This is a genomic window from Pseudomonas sp. AC247 (genome assembly GCF_979258015.1).
In genome coordinates, this window is sequence record NZ_OZ409829.1 from 4086319 (window position 1) to 4101374 (window position 15056).

At 60.7% G+C, this 15056-nt stretch carries 14 protein-coding genes; 9 read left to right on the plus strand and 5 right to left on the minus strand.

Features of this window, described 5'->3' with window-relative positions; genetic code table 11:
* Positions 1-13 precede the first annotated feature (13 nt).
* Positions 14-2173, plus strand: coding sequence for a type I secretion system permease/ATPase (locus tag ACZZ0B_RS18430; protein WP_440096271.1), 2160 nt, complete (start codon positions 14-16; stop codon positions 2171-2173).
* Between the two features lie 435 nt (positions 2174-2608).
* Positions 2609-3970: an HlyD family type I secretion periplasmic adaptor subunit gene (locus ACZZ0B_RS18435; RefSeq protein ID WP_463545936.1), complete on the plus strand. Its 1362-nt coding sequence runs from the start codon at positions 2609-2611 to the stop codon at positions 3968-3970.
* A gap of 144 nt (positions 3971-4114) precedes the next feature.
* Here the strand turns inward: ACZZ0B_RS18435 and ACZZ0B_RS18440 are convergent, their stop codons facing one another.
* Together ACZZ0B_RS18440 and ACZZ0B_RS18445 are read right to left on the minus strand one after the other, a co-directional pair.
* Positions 4115-4711, minus strand: coding sequence for a tRNA-uridine aminocarboxypropyltransferase (locus tag ACZZ0B_RS18440; RefSeq protein ID WP_463545937.1), 597 nt, complete (start codon positions 4709-4711; stop codon positions 4115-4117).
* An 18-nt stretch (positions 4712-4729) separates the two neighbouring features.
* Positions 4730-5623: a LysR family transcriptional regulator gene (locus ACZZ0B_RS18445; RefSeq protein ID WP_007956593.1), complete on the minus strand. Its 894-nt coding sequence runs from the start codon at positions 5621-5623 to the stop codon at positions 4730-4732.
* A 292-nt stretch (positions 5624-5915) separates the two neighbouring features.
* Here ACZZ0B_RS18445 and speB point away from each other — a divergent pair, with 292 nt between their 5' ends.
* The 6 genes from speB (at position 5916) to ACZZ0B_RS18475 (ending at position 11495) form a co-directional block, all read left to right on the plus strand.
* Positions 5916-6866: an agmatinase gene (speB, locus tag ACZZ0B_RS18450; RefSeq protein ID WP_008086245.1), complete on the plus strand. Its 951-nt coding sequence runs from the start codon at positions 5916-5918 to the stop codon at positions 6864-6866.
* Between the two features lie 10 nt (positions 6867-6876).
* Positions 6877-7299, plus strand: coding sequence for a YybH family protein (locus ACZZ0B_RS18455; protein WP_463545938.1), 423 nt, complete (start codon positions 6877-6879; stop codon positions 7297-7299).
* A gap of 55 nt (positions 7300-7354) precedes the next feature.
* Positions 7355-8857, plus strand: coding sequence for a purine-cytosine permease family protein (locus ACZZ0B_RS18460; protein ID WP_463545939.1), 1503 nt, complete (start codon positions 7355-7357; stop codon positions 8855-8857).
* Between the two features lie 156 nt (positions 8858-9013).
* Entirely contained in the window at positions 9014-10393 is a 1380-nt protein-coding gene (locus ACZZ0B_RS18465; RefSeq protein ID WP_463545940.1) for a sodium:solute symporter family protein, read from the plus strand.
* Positions 10394-10477: 84 nt separating this feature from the next.
* Positions 10478-11203 (plus strand): MBL fold metallo-hydrolase, encoded by a 726-nt coding sequence (locus ACZZ0B_RS18470; RefSeq protein ID WP_440096276.1) that lies wholly within the window; start codon positions 10478-10480, stop codon positions 11201-11203.
* A gap of 43 nt (positions 11204-11246) precedes the next feature.
* Positions 11247-11495, plus strand: a complete 249-nt coding sequence (locus ACZZ0B_RS18475; protein ID WP_008086233.1) for a hypothetical protein — start codon at positions 11247-11249, stop codon at positions 11493-11495.
* Between the two features lie 89 nt (positions 11496-11584).
* Here the strand turns inward: ACZZ0B_RS18475 and ACZZ0B_RS18480 are convergent, their stop codons facing one another.
* Positions 11585-11713 (minus strand): PA1414 family protein, encoded by a 129-nt coding sequence (locus ACZZ0B_RS18480; RefSeq protein WP_003184145.1) that lies wholly within the window; start codon positions 11711-11713, stop codon positions 11585-11587.
* 142 nt (positions 11714-11855) lie between these two features.
* Positions 11856-12749 (minus strand): putrescine utilization regulator PtrR, encoded by an 894-nt coding sequence (ptrR, locus tag ACZZ0B_RS18485; protein WP_008086231.1) that lies wholly within the window; start codon positions 12747-12749, stop codon positions 11856-11858.
* A gap of 104 nt (positions 12750-12853) precedes the next feature.
* Here ptrR and ACZZ0B_RS18490 point away from each other — a divergent pair, with 104 nt between their 5' ends.
* Positions 12854-14035 (plus strand): MFS transporter, encoded by a 1182-nt coding sequence (locus ACZZ0B_RS18490; protein WP_008086229.1) that lies wholly within the window; start codon positions 12854-12856, stop codon positions 14033-14035.
* Here ACZZ0B_RS18490 and ACZZ0B_RS18495 read toward each other — a convergent pair.
* On the minus strand, positions 13980-14912 hold the full coding sequence (locus tag ACZZ0B_RS18495; protein ID WP_463546949.1) for a DMT family transporter: 933 nt from the start codon (positions 14910-14912) through the stop codon (positions 13980-13982). The genes ACZZ0B_RS18490 and ACZZ0B_RS18495 overlap by 56 nt on opposite strands.
* Positions 14913-15056: the final 144 nt, after the last annotated feature.

Consider the following 15056-nt stretch of genomic DNA (forward strand, 5'->3'; position numbering starts at 1 on the left):
AGAGGCGATCAATATGACCAGCATGGAACCCGGCCACACCGGGATCGATCCGCGGCTGAGCTTCGATGATCCGTTACTCGACGGTCTGTTGATCCTCTGCAAACTGCATGGCGCGACGGTCAGCCGTGCCAGCCTGAGTGCCGGGCTACCGCTGAACAAACAACGCCTGAGCCTGGACCTGCTGCCGCGCGCCGCCGCCCGGGCCGGGTTGCAGGCGCGCATTCTGCGCCGTGATCTGAAAGACATCTCGCCGCTCAACCTGCCGATCCTGTTGTTGCTCAACGACGGCCGCACCGCTGTGTTGCGGCGTTTCGGCGACGACGGCAAAGCGCTGATCCTGCCCAGCGAAGCCGATGGCGGCGAGCAATGGGTCAGCCGTGAAGAACTCACTGAACACTACAGCGGCCAGGCGTTGTTCGCCCGCCCGCGCCACGAACTCGAAGACCTCCGTTCACCGCTGGTGCCGCGTGTGCACGCGTGGTTTCGCGACACATTGAAGCTGTCGAAATGGCTGTACAGCGACGCGATCCTCGCCAGTTTCCTGATCAACCTGTTGGGTCTGATGGTGCCGCTGTTCGTCATGCAGACGTATGACCGCGTGGTGCCGAACCAGGCGACGTCGACCCTGTGGGTGCTGTCGATCGGGCTGCTGATCGGCACCGGTTTCGAACTGGTGCTGCGGGTGGTGCGCGCGCACTTGCTCGACACCGCCGGCAAGAAAACCGATGTGATCCTTTCCGCGACGCTGTTCGAGCGCATCACCGGCATGTCGATGAAGGCGCGGCCGGCGACCATCGGCGGTTTCGCCCAGAGCATTCATGACTTCCAGGGACTGCGCGAATTTCTCACCGCCGTCACCTTGACCAGCCTGATCGACCTGCCCTTCGTGGTGTTGATGCTGGTGGTGATCGGATTGCTTGGAGGCTGGCTGGTGGTGATTCCGCTGCTGGCGTTTCCGATCACCATCATCTTCGCCCTGGTGATCCAGGTGCGCCTGCGCGACACCGTGCAGAAAAGCCTGAGCCTCGGTGCCGAACGTCAGGCGGTGCTGATCGAAACCCTCGGTGGCCTGGAAACCCTCAAGGCCTGCAGCGCCGAAAGCGAGCGCCAGCACAAATGGGAAAGCACCCACGGCGCCCTCACCCGCCTCGACAGCCATGCGCGTAACTTGTCGGCGCTGGCCACCAACGGCACGTTGTTCATTCAGCAATTCTCGGGGATGGCGACGATTGTTGCCGGGGTCTACAGCATCATCGCCGGCAACCTCAGCGTCGGTGCGCTGGTCGCCAGTTACATGCTCGGCAGCCGCGTGCTTGCGCCGCTGGGGCAGATCGCCGGGCTGATCACCCGATATCAGCAAGCACAACTGACCATGAAAAGCACCGACGCGCTGATGTCGTTGCCGCAGGAGCGCGACGGCAAACAGCGGCCGCTGGAACGCACGCAACTGCAAGGCGCGCTGGACGTCAGTGGCGTGACGTTCCATTACAACGGGCAGAATGCGCCGGCGCTGAGCAATGTCAGTTTCAGCCTGAAACCCGGTGAACGGGTCGGCATCATTGGTCGCAGCGGTTCGGGCAAAAGTACCCTGGCGCGGCTGGTGATGGGCTTCTATGAACCGGAAGAAGGCCAGTTGCTGCTCGACGGCCTCGACCTGCGCCAACTGGACGTCGCCGACCTGCGCCAGCAGATCGGTTACGTCGCCCATGACCTGCCGCTGCTGGCCGGCAGCCTGCGTGACAACCTCACGCTCGGTGCTCGCTACATCAGCGATTCACGGATGCTTGAAGTGGCCGAACTGACCGGCGTCACCGAGCTTGCCCGCCAGCATCCACAAGGCTTCGACCGGCCGGTTGGCGAGCGCGGGCAATTGCTCTCCGGCGGCCAGCGTCAGGCGGTGTTGCTCGCACGATCCTTGTTGCTCGATCCGCCGATCATGCTGCTCGACGAACCCACCAGCGCCATGGACAACAGCAGCGAAGACCAACTGCGGCAGAAGCTGCACGAATGGGTCCAGGGCAAAACCCTGCTGCTGGTCACGCACCGCACCTCGATGCTGAGCCTGGTGGACCGGCTGCTGGTACTGGACAACGGCCGGGTCGTCGCCGACGGCCCGAAAGAAGCGGTCATCGATGCACTGCGCAAGGGCCGCGTCGGCTCGGCGGCGGTGTAGATGCTGACCCACAATTTATGGCTTTCACAAAAAAGTGCCCTGCACAAAAACCTGTGCCTACACAAAACCTGTGGTTTGCACAAAACCTGTGCCTTACACAAAACCTGTGGTTTGCACAAAACCTGTGGCGAGGGGATTTATCCCCGATTGGGTGCGCAGCGCCCATGAGTTTTTTGGGGCTGCTGCGCAACCCATCGGGGATAAATCCCCTCACCACAGGAACGCTTTTTGGCCTCAGGAATTTTCTGTGGTCACCAGAGAAGTTCTCTGAACACCGGAAGCTTTTTGGCCACAGGAATTTTCTGTGGTTACCAAGGAAGTTCTCTGAACACCGGAAGCTCTCTGGGCACAGGGAGGTTCTGTGGCCAAGGGGAAGTTCTCTGGCCACTGATGGGTCATCCAGTTTGATGTTTCTTAACTGAGGGGTATCGCCCCATGTCGTCATCTTCAGATAGCAAATCACGCGGCTACTTCGACAGTTTCGGCAAAAGTGCCGAAGCCGAGTTCATGCCGGAAACCGCCGGCGCCTCGTTGCAGGATTCGCCGCGCTGGTCGCGGATCACCGTGTGGCTGGCGGCAGGGTTGCTGATCAGCGCGCTGGTCTGGGCCAAGTTCGCCGTGCTCGAAGAAGTGACCATGGGCGAAGGCAAGGCGATTCCGTCGAGCAAGATTCAGGTGATCCAGAACCTTGAGGGCGGCATCGTCACTGAAATTTTCGTGCGCGAAGGTCAGATGGTGAACAAGGGCGATACGCTGCTGCGCCTGGATGACACGCGCTTTCGCTCGAACAAGGGCGAAAGCGAAGCCGATCGTTATGCGTTGACGGCACAGGTCGAACGGCTGTCAGCGGAGGCCGAGGGTCGGCCGTTCAAGCTCTCCGATGAAGTGATCGCCAAGGCGCCGCAAGTCGCCGAAGACGAGCGCTCGCTGTACGAACAACGCCAGCGCCGCTTGGCCAGCGAGCAACGCACCCTCAGCGAACAACTGCGGCAGAAGACCCAGGAACTCGCGGAGTTTCGCTCCAAGCAAGGTCAGTTCAGCTCGAGCCTGGCGTTGCTGCAGCAGGAAATGAACATGTCCGAACCGCTGGTGAAAACCGGTGCAGTGTCACCGGTTGAAATCCTCCGGCTCAAGCGCAGTGCGGTAGAAATCCGAGGCTCATTGAACGCGACAACGCTGGCGATTCCCCGCGCCGAATCAGCGATTGCCGAGATCCGCAGCAAGATCGACGAGTCGGAGCAAACCTTCCGCTCGGAAGCGGCGAAAGAACTGAATGAGAAACGCACCGACCTGTCAAAAATCACCGCCACCAGCATCGCCATTGACGACCGCGTCACCCGCACCACCGTGACCTCACCGGTGCATGGGGTGATCAAGCAATTGAAGGTCAACACCATCGGCGGCGTGGTCCAGCCGGGCAGTGACATGGTCGAAATCGTACCGCTGGAAGATAACTTGCTGATCGAGGCCAAGGTGCGCCCGCAGGATGTCGCGTTCCTGCATCCGGGGCAGAAAGCCATGGTCAAGTTCAGTGCTTATGACTACACGATTTACGGCGGGCTGAGCGCCAAACTTGAGTTGATCGGGGCTGACACGATCACTGATGACAAGGGCAACAGTTTTTACCTGATTCAGGTGCGCACCGATAAAAACCATTTGGGCGGGGATGTAAAACCGTTGCTGATCATCCCGGGGATGGTGGCAACGGTGGACATTATTACCGGCGAGAAAAGCGTGCTGGATTACCTGCTCAAACCGGTGCTGAAAGCGCGGACCGAGGCGATGCGCGAACGCTAGAGATATCCGGATTTTGTGGTGAATTGACTGGCGTCATCGCTGGCAAGCCAGCTCCCACAGTGTCCGTGTCGGCCACAAAACCTATGAACACCTCAGAACCTGTGGGAGCTGGCTTGCCAGCGATGGGGCCAGCAATAACAGCGACTATTTTTCAGCATGATTACGCTGGAAGGTCTCCTCCCCCATCGCCGCAATCTGCCCCTCGATCAACGCCTCGAACGGCTTGAGCAACGGCTCGAATGACCTCGGCGCCTCCAGCGTCTGCAACGCCTGCACAATCGCTTCAATCGTCGACAACGCCCCCGGCCCCGGTGCCTTGCGCAAGCGATAGCGCGACACGCCGCCCTCGGCCAGCGTCACCCGTGGCAACGCCGCCAGCAGTGGATTGAGGTGCAGCATCTTGCGCGCTTTACGCCACGTTCCATCAGGCACCACCAGCAACAACGGCTCATCCGACTCGGCGTAAGCCTGCATCGGCTGCGCATCATCGGCGGGAAACAACAACCGCGCCCGATACCCCGGCCGATTCAACAGCGTCGGCAAATCCTCGAACACCTCGCCAACGACCAGCTCGGCATTGCTCAACCCCAACGCCGCCAGCCGCGCGGTATTCAACGCATGATTGACCTCGCTCGGATGCTGCAACAGCAACACCCGCGTGCGGCTGTCGAGGCTCGGGATCAGCGGACACAGACAATGGGTTTGTGGGCGCAGGCAGCGCGGGCATTGAGGTCTGGACATACTTCTTGTTCCTACAAGCTAAGCCTGATTGAGCTGTGCTTTGAGCAAATCGCGGAAGGTCTGGATCAGCGGCTCACGGCTGCGGCCCCGGCGCATGATCATCGAGAACGGTGCCTGATAACCAAAGGTCGCCGGCAGCAAAACCCGCAAATCACCCTTGTCGGCCCAGGCCTGAGCATAGTGCTCCGGCAAGTAACCGATGTAGGCGCCGGACAGCACCAGAATCAGCTGCGCCTCCATACTTTCTACGGTCGCGGCGCTGTGTTTGAAACCGTGCCGGGCCAGTTCCGCCTGACTCCAGTAACCACGTCCGACCATGCGTTGCTGGGTGATGACTTGCTCGGGGATACGCCGCTCGTTGAATAACGGATGGCGGCTGCTGCAGTACAACCAGTGTTGTTCGCGGTACAGCGGCATGTAGACCAGGCCGCTCATGCGCGTGGAGAACGCACCGATGGCCAGGTCGAGGCGGTTGTCCTGCACGCCCAATTGCAGTTCATACGGGCTCATCACCGACAAATGCAAATGCACCGCCGGGTGTTCCTGACTGTAGGCGCCGATGGCTTCGGCGAATGGCAGGGCCTTGTCGCTGACCGTGGAGTCGATCACGCCGAGATTGAGCGTGCCGCGCAATTCGCCCTTGAGCGCAGCGGCGTATTGCTCGAAACCTTCGAGTTCGGCGAGCAGGCGCAAGGTTTCCTGATGGAACAGTTCGCCCTTGCTGGTCAGGCTGAACCCGCCGCGCCCGCGATGGCACAGCACCAGGCCGAGCGCGGCTTCGAGCTGGCTCATGTAAGTGCTGATCGCCGAGGTCGACAGGTTGAGTTCCTGCTGCGCATTGGCAAAACCCTGATGACGCACGACGCTGACGAAGATGCGCAAAAGTTTCAGGTCGGGTAAAGCGTTGGCCATGTCTACTCCAAGGATCGTTCCCACGCTCTGCGTGGGAATGCAGCCCGTGACGCTCTGCGTCACCTGCGAGTACGGCTGGACGCGGAGCGTCCGTAGATGCATTCCCACGCGGAGCATGGGAACGAGCAGGTGTGGAAGTCTGGCATTAGTTTAGAAAAATCTGAACTAAGTTTTTGCCCGTAGCGATTCTTTCCCCGCACTACATTTCGCATCATCGGCCCCACAGCGGCGTCCGAACCTGTGCTGAACGGCGCGCCGACATAAATAAAACAAAGACGATGAGGCCTTACCCGTGGACAAGATTCTTCACCAACCACTGGGCGGCAACGAAATGCCGCGCTTCGGCGGCATCGCCACCATGCTCCGACTCCCCCATGTACCGACCGCTGCCGGCCTGGACGCTGCCTTTGTTGGCGTGCCACTGGACATCGGTACTTCACTGCGCCCCGGCACCCGCTTCGGGCCACGCGATATCCGCACCGAATCGGTGATGATCCGCCCTTACAACATGGCCACCGGCGCTGCGCCGTTCGATTCGCTGGCCGTGGCCGACATCGGTGACGTGGCGATCAACACCTTCAACCTGCTCGACGCCGTGCGCATCATCGAAGAAGCCTACGACAACATCCTCGAGCACAACGTGATCCCGATGACCCTGGGTGGCGACCACACCATCACCCTGCCGATCCTGCGCGCGATTCATAAAAAGCACGGCAAGGTCGGTCTGGTGCACATCGATGCCCACGCTGACGTCAACGATCACATGTTCGGCGAGAAGATCGCCCACGGCACCACCTTCCGTCGCGCCGTCGAAGAAGGTCTGCTCGATTGCGACCGTGTCGTGCAGATCGGTCTGCGCGCCCAGGGTTACACCGCTGACGACTTCAACTGGAGCCGCGATCAGGGCTTCCGCGTGGTTCAGGCCGAAGAGTGCTGGCACAAGTCGCTGGCACCGCTGATGGCCGAAGTGCGCGAAAAAGTCGGCGGCGGTCCGGTGTATCTGAGCTTCGACATCGACGGCATCGACCCGGCCTGGGCACCTGGCACCGGCACCCCGGAAATCGGTGGTCTGACGACCATTCAGGCAATTGAAATCGTCCGTGGCTGCCAAGGCCTCGACCTGATCGGTTGCGATCTGGTAGAAGTCTCGCCCGCTTACGACACCACCGGCAACACCTCGCTGCTGGCCGCCAACCTGCTGTACGAAATGCTCTGCGTACTGCCTGGCGTGGTCCATCGCTGAGGGTCGGGTCATGAACGAACGTGATCAGGTTTTGCAAGCGGCCGCCGAGCTGGTGGCCGCCTTCGCCCGTAACGATCGCGAAGCTTACTTCGGCGCCTTCAGCGCCGATGCAAGTTTCGTCTTCTACACCCTCGAACAGCCGCTGCTGTCGCGCGATGCCTATCAGGCCTTGTGGGACAGCTGGCGCGCCGAGGATGGCTTCGAGGTGCTTGCGTGCACCTCGAGCAACGCCTTCGTCAGCCTGCAAGGTGACGTGGCGATTTTCATCCATGACGTGGCCACCGAGCTGCGCATGCAAGGGGAGCAACACTTCAGCCAGGAGCGCGAGACGATTGTTTTCAAGAAACAAACGTCGAGCCTAGAACAACAAGGCCATTGGCTGGCCTGCCACGAACATTTGTCCGCAATGCCGGAAGGGCTGCCATCCCCTTAGCCAAGACAGGTGACGCTCACGCACGATGAGCGCGCCTTTATGATCGGAGCAGATCATGAATAACAACAACAACGACCAAAGCCTTACGCAGATTGAAACCCACGGGGTCGAACAGATCCCGGACCACGAACGCAGCGCAGGCCCGACGGACTTGTTCCGGATGATCTTCGGTGGTTCGAATACCTTTGCCACCGCCGTGCTCGGCAGTTTCCCGGTGCTGTTCGGTCTGTCGTTTCAGGCCGGCGTCTGGGCGATTGTGCTGGGCGTGCTGCTCGGCTCGCTGATCCTCGCACCGATGGGCCTGTTCGGCCCGCTCAATGGCACCAACAATGCCGTGTCGTCCGGTGCGCATTTCGGCGTGCACGGGCGCATCGTCGGTTCGTTCCTGTCGCTGTTGACCGCTATCGCGTTTTTCTCGCTCTCGGTGTGGAGTTCGGGGGATGCGCTGATCGGTGGTGCGAAACGCCTGATTGGTTTGCCGGAAACCGACCTGACTTTGGGCCTGGCCTACGGTCTGTTCGCGATTCTGGTGCTGACCGTGTGCATCTACGGCTTCCGCTTTTTGCTGTGGGTGAACAAGATCGCGGTGTGGAGCGCCAGCCTGTTATTCCTGCTGGGCATCTTCGCTTTCGCCGGTCCTTTCGACGCGCATTACGCCGGCACCGTCAGCCTCGGCCAGCCGGGCTTCTGGGCGGCGTTCATCGGCGCTGCCCTGGTGGCAATGAGCAACCCGATTTCCTTCGGCGCGTTCCTCGGCGACTGGTCGCGCTACATCCCGCGTGAAACGTCCAAGCAACGCATCATGGCGGCGGTGGTGCTGTCGCAGATCGCCACGTTCATCCCGTTCCTGTTCGGCCTGACCACCGCGACCATCGTCGCGATCAAGGCGCCGGACTACATCGCGGCGAACAACTATGTCGGTGGTTTGCTCGCGGTGTCGCCGAGCTGGTTCTTCCTGCCGGTGTGCCTGATTGCGGTGATCGGCGGCATGTCCACCGGCACCACCTCGCTGTATGGCACCGGGCTGGACATGTCCAGCGTGTTCCCGCGTGTTCTCTCGCGAGTGAAAGCGACGCTGCTGATCGGCGTGCTGTCGATTGCCTTCATCTTCATCGGGCGCTTTGCGGCGAACCTGGTGCAAAGCGTGTCGACCTTCGCCGTGCTGATCATCACCTGCACCACGCCATGGATGGTGATCATGATCATCGGCCTGTTGGTGCGTCGCGGCTTCTATTGCCCGGATGACCTGCAAGTCTTCACGCGCGGCGAACAGGGCGGACGCTACTGGTTCAGCCACGGCTGGAACTGGCGTGGCCTGGGTGCATGGATCCCAAGCGCGGCGGTTGGCTTGTGCTTCGTCAATTTACCGGGGCAGTTCGTTGGCCCGCTGGGTGAAATGGCCGGCGGCATCGACATCAGCTTGCCGGTGACCCTCGGCCTGGCCTCGGTGGTGTACCTGACGCTGCTGAGCCTGTTCCCGGAACCGCGCGAGGTGTTCGGCCCGAAGGATGAGCGCAGCCAAGTCATAGAAAAACCTGAACTGCGCCAAGCCGCCTGATTAAACACAAAACCCTGTAGGAGTGAGCCTGCTCGCGATGACTGCAGCACATCCAACATCGATGTGACTGAAAGACCGCTATCGCGAGCAGGCGAAGGCCTACAAGGGAAATGATTTTGGCCTCAACATAAAAAAGACAATCGGAGACACGCCATCATGGCTTTGGATTTATTCGTCGTCCTCATCTACGCCGCCGGCATGCTCTTGCTCGGCTACTTCGGCATGCGCAAAGCCAAGACCAACGAGGACTTTCTCGTCGCCGGGCGTAACCTCGGCCCAAGCCTGTACATGGGCACCATGGCCGCGACCGTACTCGGTGGTGCGTCGACCGTCGGCACCGTGCGTCTGGGCTACGTGCACGGCATTTCCGGTTTCTGGCTGTGCGCGGCACTCGGTTGCGGCATCGTCGCGCTGAACCTGTTCCTCGCCAAACCGCTGCTGAAACTGAAGATCTACACCGTTACCCAGGTCCTCGAAAAACGCTACAACCCGATGGCCCGCTCGGCGAGCGCGGCGATCATGCTGGCCTACGCACTGATGATCGGCGTGACCTCGATCCTGGCGATCGGCACCGTCCTGCAAGTGCTGTTTGACCTGCCATTCTGGGTTTCGGTACTCGTCGGTGGTGGCGTCGTGGTGATCTACTCGGCGATCGGCGGCATGTGGTCGCTGACCCTCACCGACATCGTCCAGTTCATCATCAAGACCGTGGGCCTGATGTTCATCCTGTTGCCGATCTGCCTGTACCGCGTTGGCGGCTGGGACGAACTGGTGCTGAAACTGCCGGCCACTGCTTTCAGCTTCACCACCATCGGCTGGGACACGATCATCACCTACTTCATGATCTACTTCTTCGGCATCCTGATCGGTCAGGACATCTGGCAACGGGTGTTCACCGTCAAGACCGCGAAAGTCGCGCAATACGCCGGCAGCATCGCGGGCATCTACTGCATCGTCTACGGCCTCGCCTGCGCGCTGATCGGCATGGCCGCTCACGTGCTGATCCCGGATCTGGACAACGTCAACAACGCCTTCGCCGCCATCGTCAAACTGTCGCTGCCAGACGGCATCCGGGGTCTGGTGATCGCTGCGGCACTCGCTGCGATGATGTCCACCGCCAGCGCCGGCCTGCTCGCCGCTGCCACCACCATCACCGAAGACCTGCTGCCGAAACTGCGCGGCGGCAAACAGTCGAGCCTGGCGATCAACCGCCTGTTCACCTTGCTGACCGGTATGGTCGTGCTAGGCATCGCGTTGGTAGTGAACGATGTCATCAGCGCGCTGACCCTCGCCTATAACCTGTTGGTGGGCGGCATGCTGATCCCGCTGATCGGTGCGATCTTCTGGAAACGCGCGACCACTGCCGGCGCCATCGCCAGCATGGGTCTGGGTTTTGCCACCGCGCTGCTGTTCATGTTCAAGGACGGTCTGGACGCGAACACGCCGATCTACTACAGCCTGGCTGTGGGTCTGATCAGTTTCGTGGTGGTCAGCCTGGTCTCCCCTCGCCCGGCAACCGTGGCGAGCGCGATCTAAGCTTGATGTAACGACTTGATGCTTTCTTCGACGGGTGTGGCGTCGGTTGCCACACCCGTTTTTTTCGTCTGGAGAAAAGTGAATATGAAGATCGTTTCGCGCGATCAGTGGTTTGAAGTGCAGCACTTGAGCGATGGCATTCGGCTGATCCATGAGCCGTATATTCGGCCGTTCTATCGCTGCAACCTGTGGCATGTGCAGGGCCGCGACAAAGACCTGTTGCTCGATAGCGGCTCAGGGCTGGTCAGCCTGCGCGAGCAGTTGCCGTGGATTACCGAGCGGCCACTGGTGGCGGTGGCCAGTCATTGCCATTTCGACCATATCGCCGGGCATCATGAATTTGCTGAACGGCTGGTGCATCGCGCCGAAGCCGACATCCTCGCCGCGCCGGATGGCGAGAATGATCTGAGCCGAGCCTTTGTCGGCGACGACATGTTCGAAGCGCACCCGGATTGCCCGTTGTGTTACGCCGAATACCGGGTCAAAGCCGCGCCGGCCACCGGGTTTGTCGAGGACGGCGATGTGCTCGATCTGGGCAATCGCACGCTGCAGGTGCTGCACACACCGGGGCATTCGCCGGGCGGGATCAGCTTGTATGAGGCCGCGACTGAAACGCTGTTCAGTGGCGACATCATTTACGACGGGCCGCTGATCGAAGACGCCTACCATTCCAATCTGCAGGATTACGCCGCCAGTCTGCGACGTTTGCAGGCGTTGCCGATCCGCACCGTGCATGGCGGGCATTTCGGCAGTTTTGCCGGGGAGCGTTTGCGTTCGATGATTGACGAATGGTTGCGCGGGCACGCGTGAGGCCTGCTTCAATCAAGCAGAATAACTATTAGAAAGATCTGCCATGAGAAGAGCTGCCGTGCGTGCCGCCGTGCACCGGTTTATTCGGCGTCTGCTGGAAAACCGCGAATTCAATGACCACACCAGCCTGGTGCAATTGGGCCTGGAGAAAGCCGATATCGAGGATCTGATCTTTCATCTGGAAGATGAATTCGGACTGACGGCGTTCACCGCAGAAGAAGACCGCATGCTCAAGACCGCGAAGACCGCGAATGACTTGAGCCGGTTTTTGCTTGAGATTGGCCGGCACTGAAAGCAAAAGATCGCAGCCTTCGGCAGCTCCTACATTGATCCGTGTAGGAGCTGCCGAAGGCTGCGATCTTTTGATCTTTTATTAATGCACTACCGCCGACGAGGCTGGCGCCGACGCTGTTCGTCGTCCGTGCGGATCGGTACAGGTTGCAGAGGCGGTTCGATCAAGCCGAGGGCAACACCCAAGTCGTGTAGCCAGTTCTGAATTTTCTCTTTCATCGTCATGCCCCCTTCAGGGTGGTGCTGAGCGGCCGGAATTCTGAGGCCGCTTCGCACTGATAATAGTCCGAAGTCCTACGCAATGCTCGGCCAAATCCGCAATGATCTGTTACTGAATTGAACAGAATTCGCCGACATTGGTTCAGGCGGTTTCGCGGGTGTCGATCTGAGCCGCAGGATAGACCGCCTGCTGCACTTCCACCCAGGCGTTCAAGTTGGCCCCGACCATGCCTTTACGCCACATGAGCCACGTTGTCGCACCCACGAATGGCTCGGCCAGCGGATGCACCGCAACACTGTCACGGCCCGGCAGACTGGCGAGCATCGATTCCGACATCAGTGCCACACCACTGCCGGCAATCACGCAGGCGAGCATGCCCTGATACGACTCGATTTCCATGGCCCGGCCCATCGCCGCGTGGTCGTGCGCAAACCACGCCTCCAGGCGCATGCGGTAGGAGCAGCCGCGGCGAAAGGTGAACACCGAACGCCCTTCGACATCGCGGGCGCTGCGGACCGGCGGATGGTCAATTTCCGTGATCAGCACCAGCCGCTCCTCGCACAACGGCACCCCATCGAGGCCGGCCAACTCCAGCGGGCCATCAACCAGCGCCGCATCAAGACGCCCGGTCAACAGACCTTCGAGCAACTCGCCACTGGGCGCCGACTGCACCTGCAGATTCACTGCCGGATAAGCCTTGTGATAACGCGCCAGCAATGCCGGCAGATGAATCGCCGCCGTGCTGTACATGGTGCCGAGAACAAAATCCCCCGCCGGCTGCCCGCCCATCACTGCCGCACTGGCCTGGTCACGCAAGGCAAACAACTTGCCGGTGTAGTCCAGCAGAACCTTGCCCGCAGGCGACAGTTGCAAGCGCTGGCGCTCACGAACAAACAGCTCGACGCCGAGTTGCTCTTCCAGCTGTTTGAGCCGCGTCGACAGATTCGACGGCACCCGGTGCAGGCGTTCGGCGGCGCGGGTGATCGAGCCTTCCTCGGCCACCGCCTGAAAAATCCGCAGTTGGCTGAATTCCACAAGCTTTCTCCATAACAGAACAAGTTACTCACTATTATTCAATTTTAAAGAAAGTCAATCAGTCCTAGCCTGACGGTCATTGCAGCCCTTACGGAATTCGGACCATGTCCCCCCTTATTCGCTTATCCGCCTGCTTCGTGGCCTTGATGATGGCCATGGGCATCGGGCGTTTCGCCCTCACTCCGCAAATGCCCCACCTGCTCAGCGAAGGTCAGTTTGACCTGACCGCCGCCGGTCTGATTGCGGCGGCCAACTATCTCGGTTACCTGCTCGGTGCGGTCGATGCAATGTTTGCCCATCGCCCGCAGCAGGTGCAGCGACGCCTGCACGGCGGCCTGTGGTTGTGCGTGTTGCTGACGCTCGCATCGTTCTGGGCTGACGGCTTCTGGTCGCACCTGGTGCTGCGTTTTGGCACCGGGGTGGCGAGTGCATGGGTGCTGGTGATGATCACCTCGTTGAGTCAGCCGCTGGCGGCGGCCGCGGGTCGTCCACGTTTGGGCGCGCTGGTTTTTGCCGGGCCGGGTTTGGGGATTTTTCTGACGGGGATATTGGCGTTGGTCTCACATCTGCTGCATCAGACGTCGGCAACGCTTTGGCTGATTTACGCCGCGGCGGCGCTGGTGATGATGCTTGGGGTTTGGCGCGTTTTGCCGCAACCTGCCGCCGCTGCGTCGATAACCCCGGCTCAGGTCAATGCGTCGAATCGCGGTATCGGTCGTCTGGCTGTGATCTATGCGCTGTACGGCGTGGGCTACATCATCCCGGCGACGTTTCTCTCACAAATGGCCAACGCGCAGTTTCACGGGCAGTGGCAGGCCGATCTGTTCTGGCCGTGCTTTGGTTTGGGGGCTGCGATCGGTGTGGTGCTGGTGAGCTTGCGTCGGCATGATCCCCAGACCACACGGCACTGGCTGGCGGCGACACTGTGGCTGCAAGCGGCCGGGGTGTTTGCCTGCCTGCTGAGCAGCGGATTCGGCCTGGCGCTGGGTGTGATCCTGTGTGGCACGCCGTTCCTCGCGTGCATGCAACTGGTCATGCAGCGTTCGCGGGAAATCGCGCCCCTTGCCACGCAGCGCAATGCCGGCCTGCTCACCGCGTGCTTCGCCGTTGGCCAGCTCAGCGGCCCTTTATTGGCAGCACTGAGCAATCATTACAGCGCCAGCCTGCACCCGGCGCTGGTGATTGCCGGCAGCGGTTTGCTGATTGCCGGCGGGTTGGCCCTGCAATCGGTTAGCGCTGGCCGAGCGCTTTGCGCAAACGTCGACGCAGCCACTGCTCGGCGCTGACAAAGGTGATGCCGAGCAACACCAGCACGGCGCCGATGACAAAGTTCAGGCTCAGTTGTTCGCCTAGCAGCAAGACGCCGAAGGTCACGCCAAACAGCGGCGTCATGAACGAGAACACCGCCAGATTGGCCGCCAGATAACGACGCAGCAACCAGAACCAGACCAGGTAACTGAAGAACGACACGACCAATCCCTGGAACAGCACGCTGGCCACCGCCACGGTGGTCAGGCTGACGTGGGTGATCTGACCGCTGAACAGCGCGATCAACAGCAGGCCGAGGAAGCCGACGATCAACTGATAAAACAGGGTCAACGTCACCGGCGCTTCCGACAATCGCGAAGCGCGCACCACTACCGTGGTCGCGCCCCAGCAGGCACCCGCCAACACACCAAAGGCATCGCCCAGAAGCATGCGCCGGTCGAGGTTATCCCAAGACACCCCGCCAGCGAAAGCAATCGCAATGCCGATAAACGCGAGCAGAATCCCCAACCATTGCAACGGTCGCAGGCGCTCGCTGGCCAACAGGAAATGCACGCCCAGCGCGGTGAAAATCGGCGCGGTGTAGAGGAACACCGACATGTGCGCGGCGGTGGTCAGTTGCAGGCCTTCAGCGATGAAGAAGAACTCCAGACCGAACAACGCACCGGCCAGCAGACCGCCACGCCAGGTAACGCCGACCTGATCCCAGCCGCCCTTCCAGCAGATCAGCAACCCCACCAGCAACGCAGAGATTCCCGAGCGCGCCGCCGCTTGCATCACCGGTGCGATGTCCGGCGCGGCCCACTTGATCATCACCTGCTGCACACCCCAGATCAGGCACAAACCGATCATCACCTGCAGGGCAAAACGGTCGGCATTACGCCGCTCGGCAATCAACGCAACACCTCGAACACACACAACATGGCAGGCCATCCAATGGTCAAAAAACAGTGCCGGGGATTATCAATCAGTCAGACGGAAAAAGGCGTCTGGAAAAGACATTTAGTTCGTCAGAGGCGTCAGCGGTGAATGGCTGTCGGC